The organism is Pseudotabrizicola alkalilacus (assembly GCF_003443995.1).
Classification (GTDB): domain Bacteria; phylum Pseudomonadota; class Alphaproteobacteria; order Rhodobacterales; family Rhodobacteraceae; genus Pseudotabrizicola; species Pseudotabrizicola alkalilacus.
On sequence record NZ_QWEY01000012.1, the window covers coordinates 41092 to 55094 of the forward strand.

At 57.5% G+C, this 14003-nt stretch carries 11 protein-coding genes; 1 reads left to right on the top strand and 10 read right to left on the bottom strand.

Annotated elements, in window-relative coordinates:
• From D1012_RS18185 to D1012_RS18200, 4 genes are read right to left on the bottom strand one after another with little or no spacing between them, the layout of a single operon-like run.
• A complete protein-coding gene (locus D1012_RS18185; protein ID WP_118155557.1) occupies positions 1–837 on the bottom strand; it encodes an ABC transporter permease in 837 nt (278 codons plus the stop codon).
• Entirely contained in the window at positions 830–1714 is an 885-nt protein-coding gene (locus tag D1012_RS18190; RefSeq protein WP_118155558.1) for an ABC transporter permease, read from the bottom strand. Before D1012_RS18190 ends, D1012_RS18185 begins: the two co-directional genes overlap by 8 nt.
• Positions 1714–2781, bottom strand: a complete 1068-nt coding sequence (locus D1012_RS18195) for an ABC transporter ATP-binding protein (protein WP_118155559.1) — start codon at positions 2779–2781, stop codon at positions 1714–1716. Before D1012_RS18195 ends, D1012_RS18190 begins: the two co-directional genes overlap by 1 nt.
• Complete coding sequence (locus D1012_RS18200) at positions 2782–3807, bottom strand: polyamine ABC transporter substrate-binding protein (RefSeq protein ID WP_118155560.1); 1026 nt, start codon at positions 3805–3807, stop codon at positions 2782–2784.
• A gap of 120 nt (positions 3808–3927) precedes the next feature.
• Here D1012_RS18200 and D1012_RS18205 point away from each other — a divergent pair, with 120 nt between their 5' ends.
• Entirely contained in the window at positions 3928–4794 is an 867-nt protein-coding gene (locus D1012_RS18205) for a MurR/RpiR family transcriptional regulator (RefSeq protein WP_118155561.1), read from the top strand.
• A gap of 233 nt (positions 4795–5027) precedes the next feature.
• Here the strand turns inward: D1012_RS18205 and D1012_RS18210 are convergent, their stop codons facing one another.
• The 6 genes from D1012_RS18210 to D1012_RS18235 are packed head-to-tail and all read right to left on the bottom strand — an operon-like array spanning position 5028 to position 13366.
• Complete coding sequence (locus tag D1012_RS18210) at positions 5028–6044, bottom strand: alpha/beta fold hydrolase (RefSeq protein WP_118155562.1); 1017 nt, start codon at positions 6042–6044, stop codon at positions 5028–5030.
• A complete protein-coding gene (locus D1012_RS18215; protein ID WP_118155563.1) occupies positions 6037–7722 on the bottom strand; it encodes a carbamoyltransferase family protein in 1686 nt (561 codons plus the stop codon). The genes D1012_RS18210 and D1012_RS18215 overlap by 8 nt, the downstream gene beginning before the upstream one ends.
• The gene (locus D1012_RS18220) at positions 7722–7973 is read right to left on the bottom strand and encodes an acyl carrier protein (RefSeq protein ID WP_158569394.1); all 252 of its coding nucleotides are present in this window, start codon (positions 7971–7973) and stop codon (positions 7722–7724) included. The genes D1012_RS18215 and D1012_RS18220 overlap by 1 nt, the downstream gene beginning before the upstream one ends.
• An 11-nt stretch (positions 7974–7984) precedes the next feature.
• Positions 7985–10138: a cytochrome P450 gene (locus D1012_RS18225; protein WP_118155565.1), complete on the bottom strand. Its 2154-nt coding sequence runs from the start codon at positions 10136–10138 to the stop codon at positions 7985–7987.
• Positions 10135–11835, bottom strand: a complete 1701-nt coding sequence (locus tag D1012_RS18230; protein ID WP_118155566.1) for an AMP-binding protein — start codon at positions 11833–11835, stop codon at positions 10135–10137. The genes D1012_RS18225 and D1012_RS18230 overlap by 4 nt, the downstream gene beginning before the upstream one ends.
• A gap of 1 nt (position 11836) precedes the next feature.
• Complete coding sequence (locus D1012_RS18235; protein WP_118155567.1) at positions 11837–13366, bottom strand: B12-binding domain-containing radical SAM protein; 1530 nt, start codon at positions 13364–13366, stop codon at positions 11837–11839.
• Positions 13367–14003 lie beyond the last annotated feature (637 nt).

Sequence of the window (14003 nt, forward strand, 5' to 3'; positions counted from 1 at the left end):
TCAGTCAGTCTTTCTGGAACGAAGCCACAGGCCAAGAGCGGCGATGATCACCGAGGCAAGAATGATCAGTGTGGCGATGGCGTTGATCTCTGGCTTCACGCCTCGTCGGATCATCCCGAAGATGAAGACCGGCAGCGTCGTATCACCGACACCAGAGATGAAATAGGTGATCACAAGATCATCCATCGAGATGACAAAGGCCAGAAGCGCACCGCCCATGATACCGGGGGCAAGCTGGGGCAACAGCACCTTGCGCAGCGTGGTCCATTCACTGGCTCCCAGATCGGCTGAAGCCTCTTCCAGCGCGGGGTCAAGCCCAGCGATGCGGGCCTGCACGATGATGAAGACATAGGATGTCAGGAAAGTGCAGTGGCCGATGATGATGGTCACAAGCGACAACTGCATTCCCAATGTCACGAAAAAGATCAGCAGGCCGATGCCCAGCACGATGTCTGGCATCATCATGGGTAGCATCAGGAACCCGTTGTAAAATCCCCGCCCCCGGAACCGGTAGCGGGCCAGTGCGATCGCTGTGGCGGTGCCGATCACCGTCGAGATTGTGGTGGTGAACACCGCCACGGTCAGCGAGGTGCGTAGCGCGGCCAGCATCTGGTCGGTGCTTTCGATATATGCAGCCCGGTTGCCCACGCCGGTCGCGCGGTCTGACAGGCCGAAAAGCCCAGCATACCAGTCTAGCGTGAAGCCTTCCCAGATCATCATGTTGACGGGGTTTGCATTGAAGGAATAGCCGATGATCACCAACAGCGGCGCATAGATAAAGGCGAAGAAAAGCAGTGAAAAGCCGGTCAGGGCGATCCATCCCCAAGGGTTACGCATTGCCGCTGCCTTTCCTTGCCCGCGCGACGGCTATCAGCAGAACCGTCAGGACGACCGCCATGATGATCATCGACAGCGCCGATCCAAAGGGCCAGTTGCGTGATGACAGGAACTGTTGTTCGACCAGATTGCCAACCATCAGCCCTTTCGCTCCGCCCAGCACATCCGGTACGATGAAATTGCCGACCGAGGGGATGAAGACGATCACCGCGCCGCCCAATATGCCGGGCAGGGTCTGCGGCACCACAACCTTGACAAAGGTCTGCACCCGGTTGGCGCCAAGATCCAGCGACGCTTCGACCTGCGCGCGGTCCAGATTGTCGACCGAGGCGTAAAGCGGCAGGAACATGAAGGGGATCATGACGTAAACCATCCCCAGCACCACCGCTGTTGGTGTGTAGAGAATTTCGAGGGGTTGTCCGATCAGCCCAAGCTTTAGCAGAACCGAATTGAACAGACCGGTCGGCTTCAGAATCAAAAGCCACGCGTAAAGCCGCACGATCAGGCTGGAAAAGAACGGCAGCGTAATCAGGAACAGAAACGCCAGCCGCCAGCGATCCGGCAGGCGGCTGACCCAGAAGGCCACCGGATAGCACAGGATCAGCGTTACGATCACCGTCAGCGCAGCAAAGGTCAGCGACCGCAGCAGGATGCGCAGGTAGATCGGCTCGTAAAGCTCTATGATCCCGTCGGCCCAGCCGAAGATACGGCCGTAGTTCCAGTGATAGAAAGCCCATTCAACCCCGCCATAAAGGCCCGGCGTCAGAAAGGAGAAGACTGCAATGATCAACAGCGGCAGCACGAAGAACACGCCGAGGAACAGCGTGACTGGCGCAAGCAAGGCGCCAAGGATCACCGATTGGCGGCGCAGAGCCATCAGCCGCCCTCCAGCACATGCACGCGGGCAGGATCATGGGCGAGGTGCAGGCGCGTGCCTTCGCCGACCCCCAGACCGTCGCGGACGATAACGCTGATATCTGGCCCCCCGCAGTCTGGCGTGACGCTGAGATGCAGGTCCGGGCCAAGGTAGACCGCCCGCGCGACAGTGCCAAGAATACCCTGCGCGGCAATTGTAAAGTCGGCGGGTCGCAGGATCGCGGTCAGCCGTTCGCCTGTCTTGCGTCCGTCGGCAGGCAGCAGCACTTGCACCCCTTCGGCCGTGCGGGTCAGGGCGGTGCCGCCCTCTACCCGGTCCACTGTCACGGAAAAGAGGTTTGTCTCGCCGATAAACTCGGCCACAAAGCGATTGCGGGGATGGCGATAGATGTCGCGCGGGGTTCCAATCTGCTGGATTCCACCCGCGCGCATGACCACAATACGGTCGGACATGGTCAATGCCTCTTCCTGATCGTGGGTCACAAAGATGAACGCGATGCCAAGCCGGTGTTGCAGGCTTTTGAGCTCGATCTGCATCTGCTGACGCAAATTGCGATCGAGGGCAGAGAGCGGTTCGTCCAGAAGCAACAGCCGGGGTTTGGCGATGATGGCCCGCGCCAATGCCACGCGCTGGCGTTGGCCACCCGAAAGCTGGCCGGGCTTGCGTGCTCCCATGCCGCCAAGACCGACCTTTTCCAGCGTTTCGGCCACCTCGGCCTCCCGCTGGGCCTTTGCCACGCCTGCCACTTCCAGCGCATAACCCACGTTGCGCGCCACGGTCATATGCCCGAACAGCGCATAACTCTGGAAGACGGTGTTTACTGGGCGTCGGAAAGGGGGCAGCCCTGTCAGATCGGTGCCCCCCAGCCGTATCGTGCCACTGTCCAACATCTCGAACCCCGAGATTGCGCGCAAAAGCGTGGTCTTGCCGCAGCCGGATGGCCCCAGAAGCGTTACGAACTCGTTTGCATCCACGTCAAGATCGACGCCATCGAGTGCGCAGATCTTGCCGCCTTCCGGCGTTGCGAAGTCACGGCGCGCCGCCCGGATTTCCAGAAGCGGAGCCATTTATTGCGCGGTACGGATCGTGTTCCACGCGCGGTCGTAAACCCGCAGCGCGGCGCCGATGTCTTCAAAGATCTGCAGCCGGGCCATGGTTTCGGCGGGCACGTTGATATTTGGATTGGCCTTTATGAATTCCGGCGTCAACGCGTTTGCGGGCAGGTTCGGCGTGCCATTGAACTGTTGGGCCACGTTCAGGGCCGCGATCTCGGGGCGCAGATAGAACTCCATGAACTTCTGTGCGTTTTGCTTGTTCGGCGCGCTGGCCAGAACGCAGATATTTTCCTGATACATCGTGCCGCCTTCGGCTGGGATGATGTATTTGATGTTCGGCGTTTCGGTAAAGAACACGTTGCCGCCGACAAAGAACTGCCCGGCTGCGATATCACCCGAGGACAGCAGTGGCGGCACTTCGTAGGTAAAAGCCGAGATCGCGGCCTTGTGCGACAACACATAGTCGGTCGCCGCTTTTACCGCCTCCGGATCGGCGCTGTTGACCGGCGTGCCGGTCATGATGCTGCCGATGGCGATGACTTCGCGCATGTCATCCAGCAGCGTGATCTTGGCGCCGGTCTTTTCCGGGACGGCAAAGAAATCGGCCCAGCTGGTGATAGGGCCGGTCACGTCTTCGTTGTAGAAAATGCCCACCGTGCCCCAGGCGTAGGGCAGGCAGTATTCCGAAGCGGGATCTTCCTTGGCACGCAGGAATGCGGGGTCAATGCGCGCAAAATCCGGATGGGCGTTGATCCCGGTCTTTTCCAGCAGGTTCAGCTTGATCATGATGTCGTTCATGTGGACGGACGGGAACACAATATCATAACCCGTCGCCCCCGCCTGGATCTTGGCCAGCATTTCCTCGTTCGAAGAATATGTGTCGAGGGTTACGGCTATGCCGGTTTCTTCGGTGAATTTGGTCAGAACGTCGGGGTTGATGTAGTCCCCCCAGTTGTATAGCGCCAATGATCCTTCTGCAGCCGCTGCACCCGCCATCAGTGAAAGCGTAAACGCAAGGCCTGTTGCTTTGGTATTCATTACATCTCTCCCGGTTGCTGCCTCTTTGCGTCGGCGCGTTTGATGTGATTGCGTCGGCGACTCGGGCGTGGTATTTGTGACAGAAGGCTAACATTCACAAATAATGCTGTAAACATTGTCATGCGCGAAGCTACCCGAGAGCCCGATGAAACCGCTCTTGCTGCAAGATTGCGCAGCATGCAGGCCGATTTGACCAAATCCGAGGCAATGATCGCTCAGTGGTTTTTGCTGAACGAGGCGACATTGGCACTGGAAACGGGGACATCCATCGCGGCCAAGACCGGTGTGAGTGAGATCACGGTCAGCCGTTTCCTGCGCCGGATCGGCTTTCGCGGGATGGCCGAACTGAAAGCTGAAATCGGGTCGCCAGCCGCCAAGCTGCATATCCACGCGGCGGATCGCTACATTCGGTTGCTGGAGGGAGAGCTTGGCACTCTTTTGCGTCGCGACGCCGATGCTATCCTGAGCCTTGGCACCCAGATCTCACGGAGCGAATGGGAAGCTGCGGTCACGGTCATAGACGAGGCCGATGAGGTTTTTGTCACCGGTTTCCAGACGGTCCGGGGGCTGGCCGAAGATTTCGCGCGGCGGCTGGGTATCGTGCGTGGGTCGGTCCGGTTTTTGTCGGCACATGATGGCGGGCTGGTCGAATGGGTGCCATCGCGACGGCGGGTTGACGAGAAAAGGACGCTGGTTCTGGTGGATATGGTTCCCTACGCGCGCGAGGCAGAGACCGTCGTTCGCACCGCGCGGGGACTTGGGATCGAGGTCGTGGTGATCACCGACGAGCTAAACACCTGGGCGCAGGTACACACGCCCTTTGTCTTTCATGCCTCGACCAAGGCGGGGGCTTTTCTGGAAAGCACCGGGCCTTTGGCAACGCTCCTCAATCTGGTTACTCACGCGGTGGCAGGGCGAGACCCCGACAAAGCCCGGCAGCGGATCTCTGCATGGCCTGCGGTTCTGCGCGATCTGGGTCTATATTGAACAGGGGATGTTCTCGCAAAGCGGTGCCTTGATGCCGCTTCGCGCCTTTTATCATTCGGACCAGGAAAATCGATCAATGCATCGCCTGCGCAAGTGGCGGAAAGTCGGCTGGTGGTGCCGACGCCATCGCTTGCAGCTCAAGGCAGGTGTGGTGCAAACGCGGCTCAGCCAATACACCATTGCCCAGCCAGCCCAGACCTCGTTCACTCCGGATAGCGCAGCTGGCGGCAACGTCAGCTTTTTTGCAATTGCCGTTGAATTAGTGCGTCGGGCTGTTCCACAACAGAAATCCCGTAGTCGCGCAGCGTATCAGTGCGCCATGTCAATGGCCCTTGCTGGGGGTTGGTCTGGAACAGCTGAAGTGTCCAACTGCCCGCGATGGCAGGCGCGCTGAGGTCGAGGATCTGGCCGCCCGCCGATGCTTCACTAATGGGGACCACCTCCAGATGTGGCAGCACAGTTGACTCACATTCCCATATTGCCAGAATGTCATCGCCAGCTTGCAGTTTGCCGGTTTCGATGGAAACAGTGAACTGTCGTCCAGCAGAAACACTATCCGGTATGTTTTTGGGCAAAAAGACTGGTCGATGAGAGACAGGCAAATCCTCTGGCATGGAAACCGCGTTTCGGATCTCGTTTGCCAGCGCAACAATGGTTTTGGGAAGGAAATAGGTGCCGTGCGTGCCGGGCAATATCCGACAGTCGGCGTGAGTGAAAAGCCGGTTCCAGGCTGGCCATGGATCAAAGTTTCTCAGAAAGGGATTGTAATCCTTGCTTTCGGCACCAAACAGCAAGGTCGCCCGTAAAGGCAACGGCGGAAGTTCCATCCATTCCATCGCAATGAATCCACGAACATCCATGGCGTCAAGGATCAGGTTGCGCGCCATTTCAGCGGCGATTGGCGCACCTTGGCAATTCCCGCCCAAGCTGCATGGCCTGTTGCCGAGATAGGACGCGATTGCGATGGAATAAGACGTTGCAAGGAGACGGCTGTGTCGGGTTGTAAGTGTGTCTCGACGAACAACACCATTCAGGGACCGCATGCCGACCAGGGGCTGATCAGGGCCCAGGGCCTCGGCCAATGCCGGAAACTCATTGGCACTGTTAAAGACCCACAAGAGGGGCGGCTTGCTGCCGCCTTCATTCATGATGGAGATGTGATTGAAGGCTCCGATCTTTCGTCCCGGCCATGGTGCCACGAAATTGGCAATGACTTTCAGCCAGTGTTCACAACTTTGGGCGTCAGGCATCGCGTTTCTCGATCAGATGATCATCTATCAAGACGGAATCGAGCCCGGAAGTCGCAAAAACGGCAAGGGCATCTTCTACCGAGTGAACGATTGGCTTTCCCATCACATTGAAACTGGTGTTCAGGATAATGGGCACGCCCGTCATGCTGCCAAAGGCTTTTGTCAGGTCATGCAGCCATGGCGCGCTTGTTTGAGACACGGTTTGCAAACGTCCGGTTCCATCCTCATGAACGACGGCAGGAACGCGCGCCCTGGCCGCCACGCGCCACGGCAACGTCACCGACATATAGGGAGAAGGTTGCGGACGTTCGAACCATTCCGAGACCTTGTCGTCGGCGATCACTGGTGCAAAAGGCCGATAGGGCTCGCGTCCTTTGACATCGCGATTGATCCGGTCTTTCATATCCTGGCCTCGCGGGTCAGCAAGGATGGATCGGTTGCCCAAAGCGCGCGGACCAAACTCGGCCCGCCCACGCATTACGCCTATGATCTTGCCCGCCGCCAATTGCCTGGCGATCTGCCCCGCGCTGTCACCCGAAATATCGCGGACACGGCCCAATCCGCGCAGATGAGACAAGCGCGCCACTGCTTTTGGTGCCGGGGAACTGCCCAGATAGGCTGAACCATCCGATACCGGGATACGCAGTTCGCCTGTGGATTGCATCCAGCTTAGGACGGCCGCACCAATAGCGTTGCCATCGTCTGCAGGTGCGGGTGGAACAAAGACACGATCAAAGCCGGTGCGCCCGACAATGGTTCCGTTATAAGATGAGTTCAACGCGCACCCGCCGCTGAGGATCAGGGTTCCGCCCGCCCCCTCAAAGCAGGATGTCAGGATTTGGTCGGTCAGATCTGCGAACACAGCCTGGCCACTGGCGGCCAGATCAGCTGCCTGCAAGACGGGCGCACCCTCGGCACGGGCAAACCGGCGCAGCGTTTCATGCGCTGTCGTAAGCACACTTTCGTCGGCAAATCGCAAACGTCCGTTTTCGACACGCAGGACGGAGGCCAGGGTCTGCTGCAGCTCAGCCTTGGGGTGACCAAAAGCTGCGAGGCCCATGACCTTCCATTCTTCTCCCAAACGCCAGTCAAATCCGCACAAGGTGGTCAACCAGGCATAAAACGTTCCAAGACTGCCTGGCCCCCAAGACCGCCACCGGCGCTTGATCCTTCGGTCGCGCAGATCAAACAGCGATACCGCCCCTACCTCACCTTCGCCGTCTATCACCAGACAAGCGGCATCGCTGGCGGGTGCGAACACAGTGGCCGATACGGCGTGACACAAATGATGATCAAAGCGGCGTATGTCAGGCATCACGGAGGCAAGGCCCAGCCGCAAAAGCGTTGCACCAGCCCCGGACTGGGCCGCTGATTGCAGTTCCCGCAGCCACAGTCCGTCAGAGCTCGGGAGCAGCACGTTGGATAGCTGCAAGGGTACATCGGCCTTGACGTGCTTCCAGCTCGTTGCAACCTGTAAACTGTCCTTTTCAGGATCAAAGCCGATGGCCGCCAGGGCCGACTCCAGATGCGTTACATGATCAGGCGCAATACCCCAGGCGCGCTTGTCCTGAACAAACCGCTCTGTCGACTCGGCAAAAACAACGCGGCCCGTTTCATCTACTATGGCGAGAGCCGGGTCATGGCCCGAAGTTGAAAGGCCAAGGTGGTACTGTCCCATCAGGCTTTCAGACGCTCTGAAATCTCCCGCACGAACGAACCCAGCGTGTCATGTGCAAAAATGTCTGCAGGATCAATTTCCACTTGAAATTTATCCTCAATTTCACCGCTCAGCAAAACAGCCTCGATGGATTGCAGGCCAAGATCCGTCAGCACGGATTCTGCCGTGATCTCCATATCGGCCGCCTTTGTCCGGATCTTGATTTGTTCAATCGCGAACGCAAGAACCTGTTCTTCAATCGACTGTGACATTCTTCTTTCTTTCATGAGGCGAGCGCGCAGGGCAGGGCCGAGAGTGCAACGGTTTGTGACATCGGAAAGTAGCGCTGGCCTTGGTTTTCAAGGGATACGTCGGGAAAGCGTGCAAAAAACGCCGGAACCGCGCGGCGGATTACAAACCGGGACAATGCTGCCCCTACACAACGATGGATGCCCTGTCCAAATGACAGGTGCAAGGCACCGGGGCTGCGATCATGGTGGATTGCCTGAAGGGTCAGGCGCGCCGTATCGCCAGCCTTCATCGCCATTCCGGCCAGTTCCAGATCATCACGGGCCATGCGGTAGATATACTTTGGGCTTGCGCACAGGACGATCAATTCCTCAAGCCGGGTGGCAATCCAGCCGGGTGTTTCGATTCCGGCACGCTCTTCGACCGGACCCGACAGAATCAGATGCAGTATATTTGCAAGGGTGTGTGACAGATTAAAGCTGGCCCCGTACAGCACCAGGATAACCGCTTTAAGATCATCGGACGAAAATCCTTCGGGCGGTTGTGCCAAGAGATTGCTCAGAAGCGAGCCCTCTGCGGTTTCCGGCACTGTCAGGAGTGCTATGGCATCGGCAAATGTCTCCTGAACGGCCAAAAGGTCTCGCATTGACAGCCACGGCTCCAGAACGGCCTGAAGCTGTGGCGCCAAAATCTCAAACTGCTCCTGATCTCGCGGGACAACCCCAAGGAGCGGCGCAATCACGGTGCGACGCAACACATCGGTAAAGCCGGTTACCAAGTCGGGCTTGGGCATACGCTTCAGGTCGTCCAGCGCGCCCTCGATGGCACGGTCTGTCAGATCTGCCCAGTCTTGCAACCGTGCGCCACCTAGGTGGCCACCAATCGCTGAGCGCAAGGCGTCATGACGCGGACCATCCATGAAAAACAAGGCATTCTGCGCGATGCTCACGGCTACTGTCAGGTCGTGCCCACTTTTTTGGGACAAAGCTGAGAGGTATTTGGTCATCGACGGCGGTGAGAATCTGTCATTGTCACGCACGATCTCATGGGCAAGTAATTGATTGCGGATGTCGCACAGGCGTGCGTTTGCCCGGTACGATCCTTGGATCGTTTCGCAAGGCAACGCCGTCGGGGCCTGCATCATGTGTGTCTGGACAAAGCTGCATCGTTCTTTGCTCAACACAATGTTCGGGTAACGTCGTGCCAGCGCCGGAATCGCTTGGGCAAAGACCATTTCACTTAGAAACGAGCCGGGGCATTTATGTGCTCCGCTGCCAAAGCTCATATGCCGGACGCCTGATTTGGTATCACTGCGCAGGCAGTTATTGGTTTTGACGACGTCAACGACCGCCGCCTGTCCCTGTTGAAACGTGCAGCCGGCGACTTCGGTCGCTTCGGTCGCCACGCGCACAAGGGTGCGTGTCGATTGATAAAGGCTGAGCAGGCGCGGCAACTCACGTTCGGCCCAACCAGGGCGCGCCGCATCGTGCCAGGCGTAGTGCGGCCCTGTGAGCAAACCATAAAGCGCAAAAGCAACAGACTGCGTGGCCGAGTTCGATCCCACCAGAATTCCCAGAACCAGATATCGCGCGTCAATCCCGGCAGGCAAATCGGACTTCCGACGATAAAGGTATTCGAACAGCGTTTCTGGGCGGTCGGGGGCCTGATGCTCTGTGGGGGGCGGAAAGGCGCTGATCAACAGTCCCACCGCGTGGTCAAGTTTGCGCAGGGTGGGCACCGAAAGATAGGGTTCTGTCAGTCGCTGAACCGTCTCTATAGCACGGAAATGCGTCTCGCTTTCGTCGATCTTCAGGCCAAATATCTGCGGCATGGCCCGCAAGAACAACGGAATCGTGAAATTGGCGACCAGATCAGGTTTTGGTGCAGCGGCAAGCTGTTCAAGGGCATGGTCAACCCCGGCGGCGATCGTGCCTGTCCATTCCTTGAGCCCTTCTTTGCTGAAAAAAGGCGCAATGACGCGCCGTGCCTTCAGGTGATCATCGCCGGTCATCGCAACCAGCGTATTCGCTGACAGTCGGCTAAGATTCTCCAGCTTTATATTGCTGCTTTGGGTCAGTGCTGCAAGATATTGGTCGATCCTCGGCAGGTCCAGCTCTCGCAATACCGCCGCGGCCTCTGACGGGGTGCTGAAAAAAGACTGCGGATCTGCCCAGATGTTGCCGTTCATTGCAGTTCTTTCCGTCTGAAAAGATCGTTGGGGTTGGAGGCATAAGAGGTGGCCAACACCTGACGGCGTATCTTTCCGCTGCTTGTCCGGGGCAGGGTGCCCCGCGCAAGAATGCGGATATCGTCAAGCACTATGCTGTAGGTGCCAGCGACCGCGCGACGAATGGCCGAGACAAGCTGATCAGGGGAACGCTGAGGCGTCATGCCTTGCCGCACCTCGATAAACAGCGCTGCATGGCCATTTATCGCATCCGGCGGCACAAAAACGGCGGCAGCCATCGGATTCAGTGCAGCATCTTCTTTTGCGGCAAGCCACTCTATTTCGGCGGCGGCGACATTCTGACCGTTGACGATGACAGTGTCTTTTAAGCGTCCGCTGATCACAAGAAACCGGCTTTCGATTCTCCCCAGGTCTCCCGTTCGCAGCCATGATCCGCCATCCGCCGTCTGGACAAAGGTTTGAGCGGAGTCCTCTGGTTGCCCAAGGTATGCGGTACCTGCGGACGCCCCGTGCAACCACAACTCTCCAGTCGCCCCGTCGGGCAGCGCATCACCAGTCTGTGGATCGGAAATCCGGATATTCGCGCGCGTTTCCGCAGACAAAAGGCATGGCGCAACGGTGGTGTCGGAAAGCGTGGCTTCGGCCGCCGCAATGCCCGGCTCTCCGGCGATGAACAGCGTGTATTCCGCCATACCATAGCAGGCAAACGCAGCCTTTGGATCAAGCCCTTGCCTTGCGAACCGTTCACTAAAGCGTCCCAATAGATCTGACGGAATCGGCTCTGCCCCACAAAACGCGCGCCGCCAGCTCGACAGATCCAGGGCATCGCAGGCGCTTTCCGGAACACGGGTCAAACATTCCTGAAATGCGAAGGCAGGCCCGCCACTGAATGTTGCGCGGTAAGTTGAAATTGCCTGCAGCCACGACAACGGGCTGCGGATCATCTCAAAAGGGCTCATCTGCAAGGATTGCCCCCCGCTGAGAAGGGTGTAGAGGATTCCCCCCATCAGCCCCATGTCGTGATAATGGGGCAGCCAGTTGACGGTGACCGTTTCGGCGTTGACGCCCCACAGCCGCTGCACCAGCGCGCAATTCGCCCGGAGTTGCTGGGCGGTGATCGGAACGGCCTTTGGAAAACGGGTGGACCCCGATGTGTGCTGAATGATCGGAGCAACCACCCTAGGTGTGAATACGGACGAGGTCAGCGTCACATTGGGGCCGTCTACCAGATAGACCGGGCACAACTGTTTGCCCTCTTCATCACAAAGCTGGGCCATGATGGCTGCCTGATGGGCACTGGTGCATAAAACTGCAGTCGCACCACATGTTTGCGCAATATGGCGCATCCGGCCCGGTGGGTCGGTCGGTCGCGGCGGTGCGATCGGCACCAGACAGCCTTCACCGATAAGCGAAGCAAGCAGGGGGAACAAAAACGCCTCGCCAAACGGGAGTGCCGCGATCAGCACATGCGGCCCATCTCCAAGGCAAGACGCCCAATCTTTCAAGCAACGCTCTGCGCCTTCGAGCAGCTGGCTGCCCGTGTAATGGGTCGCGCGGTCGCCCCGCCCCAGCACAGAGATCTGGCGCGTCCCGGCGCGCGCCTCCAGAACGTCCAGAACATCCTCCCGCAGACTGGAGCGCTTTTCAAGCCTGCTCTCCCATCCCTTGAGATGGCTGTTCCGAGTATCGCTTTCCATGTCAGGACACGCGTTCAATCTGTGAAGATCTGAGCATGGAGGACCGTTTGATGGCGAAATAGGTATTTAGATACTTGACCAGAATCGGCGAAAGATCCCATGCGATTTCAGGGCGCGCGCGTGTCAATTCGTTCACGGCATCAATCACGCGTCTGGCACTCGGGTCTTTCGCCCCGGACCGCATGAGCTTGAGCATGACACCCGACCCGGCAATTTTTGCCTTCGAATGACGGCGCAAGTGTTCGGGCGCAGGTTTCAGAAGTGAAGCGACATGCTCAAACCGCTTTATCACATTGTCCGGCTCAAAAAGCGCGTCCACAAGCCAGATTGCGCCTTCAGCCAATTGTTTGCGGGTCATGTTCTTTGGTATGATATTTGTCCAGCAATCCGTGCCAGCAAAACTTACCTCATTGCTGTCCTCAACAAGGCGCCCCTCTGCCTTCATTGTCGCGTATAGCGGTGTGGCGACAGGTGCAACCAGAACAGTAACCCTGATCGTTACAACCGGAAGCGCCATACCAAATTCAAACTGGCGCTCAAAGCAGTTAAGCGTGTCACTGTCAAAACCGATCATCATTCCAGAGGAAACCACGATGCCTGATTTCACAACAGCCTGGGTTTGCTTGACAAGATCCTGCTTCAGATTCTGGCGTTTTTTGGATTCTTGAAGAGCTTCGTCGCTATTGGTTTCAATGCCAATAAAAATATCGCGTACGCCTGCTTGGTTGCACAGATCCATGACACCTTGGTCACGGGCAATATCTATGGATGCCTGAGTTGAGAATTGGACAGGTTCGCGATTATTGCGGCCATTCCATGTTTCCAATACTTCCAGCAATTCACGAGTTCTTTTGCGGTATACCGTAAAGTTGTCGTCCGACAGGCTGATATTCCGATAGCCGTGATCATACAGCAACTGGCATTCTTCAATGACCCTTTCAGGCGGCTTGTGCCGCTGGGTACGCCCCAGATACTGGATGACATCACAAAAATGGCATTCAAACGGGCAACCGCGGCTGGTTTGAATTACCCCAGAGACGACTCGCTCATTCCGATAAAGATCCCAGCGTGGCAACGGGGACAGGGCCATATCGGCCTTGCCGCCCACATATCGTGGTTTAAGCGTTCCAGTCCGCAGGTCGCGCATGAATTCTTCTGCTGTGGTTTCGAATTCCCCGATAACCAGACAATCGGCTTCGCCTTCAAAAACCTCTGGCGCCAATGAAACATGCGCACCTCCCATCACGACTGTTCGTCCCAGTGCTTTGAACGCCTGTGCGATTTCTATGCCGCGCCTTGCCTGTGAAACATTCATGCTGATGCAAACGACCTGGGCAGGATTGGCAAAATCCACGTCTTCGATCAATTCATCACACAGTGTTAAATTTACATCCGCATCAAAGAACGCTGCAACCGTTACAATTCCTGCGGCGGCCATGAGCGTGAACCGGTCATCCAGATTGAGGGACGCGTCGGAAATAAGGGTGTCGCGCCCGAATTCAGGGACCGGAGCAATAAGATAAACGTCCATTGTGGCAAAGCCTTATTTCTGCAGTCCACCTTCTACAAGGTGGCATGTCGCCCTCTCGGGCGTTGTTTCTAATTGGCGCTTATTGATGGGCTTGTGGGCAGATTTCCGTGTGTTCTTCAAGCAATGGTGCCTCAAATGATAAGCTCTGCGCCGCAGAAACAGGACAGGCAAAGATCTTGCTGTGCCACCGGCTACAGTCACCAGATTTTAGGTCTCACATCTCCGCGATACAGTGCACACACGCTATTTCCCCACCCTCAAGAACAACGGAGTTCACTTCAACACAAGACTTTGAGATTGTATTCGGAACGGTAGACGCAATCAACCCCTGCGCCATGGCACGTACAGAGTACAGTCAGTTCAGCGGCAAGTTTCACATGGTCTCCGGTAACGAACGCGACATACGCCAGATCAGCGCTCAAAACTGTCAAGGCAAGCGCGATGACGCCTGTGTGCACCAACATGACGGCAAGGTGGTGCAGATACAGGTTCGGAGACAATCGGGCTGGCCGCGCTGAATGACGTCTGGCATGTTTCGAAGACGGCGGGCTGGAGTGCCCGCTGAGTCTGTCTGTGGGGGCACATGCCGTTTGATTTGGAGACGCACCGGTTGGGCTCGCGATCTGCACCGTCAGGC

Bases quoted from the DNA above. Each gene is read 5' to 3' on its own strand.
- D1012_RS18185 (WP_118155557.1), bottom strand. From the start codon at position 837: ATGCGTAACCCTTGGGGATGGATCGCCCTGACCGGCTTTTCACTGCTT.
- D1012_RS18190 (WP_118155558.1), bottom strand. From the start codon at position 1,714: ATGGCTCTGCGCCGCCAATCGGTGATCCTTGGCGCCTTGCTTGCGCCA.
- D1012_RS18195 (WP_118155559.1), bottom strand. From the start codon at position 2,781: ATGGCTCCGCTTCTGGAAATCCGGGCGGCGCGCCGTGACTTCGCAACG.
- D1012_RS18200 (WP_118155560.1), bottom strand. From the start codon at position 3,807: ATGAATACCAAAGCAACAGGCCTTGCGTTTACGCTTTCACTGATGGCG.
- D1012_RS18205 (WP_118155561.1), top strand. From the start codon at position 3,928: ATGCGCGAAGCTACCCGAGAGCCCGATGAAACCGCTCTTGCTGCAAGA.
- D1012_RS18210 (WP_118155562.1), bottom strand. From the start codon at position 6,044: ATGCCTGACGCCCAAAGTTGTGAACACTGGCTGAAAGTCATTGCCAAT.
- D1012_RS18215 (WP_118155563.1), bottom strand. From the start codon at position 7,722: ATGGGACAGTACCACCTTGGCCTTTCAACTTCGGGCCATGACCCGGCT.
- D1012_RS18220 (WP_158569394.1), bottom strand. From the start codon at position 7,973: ATGTCACAGTCGATTGAAGAACAGGTTCTTGCGTTCGCGATTGAACAA.
- D1012_RS18225 (WP_118155565.1), bottom strand. From the start codon at position 10,138: ATGAACGGCAACATCTGGGCAGATCCGCAGTCTTTTTTCAGCACCCCG.
- D1012_RS18230 (WP_118155566.1), bottom strand. From the start codon at position 11,835: ATGGAAAGCGATACTCGGAACAGCCATCTCAAGGGATGGGAGAGCAGG.
- D1012_RS18235 (WP_118155567.1), bottom strand. From the start codon at position 13,366: ATGGACGTTTATCTTATTGCTCCGGTCCCTGAATTCGGGCGCGACACC.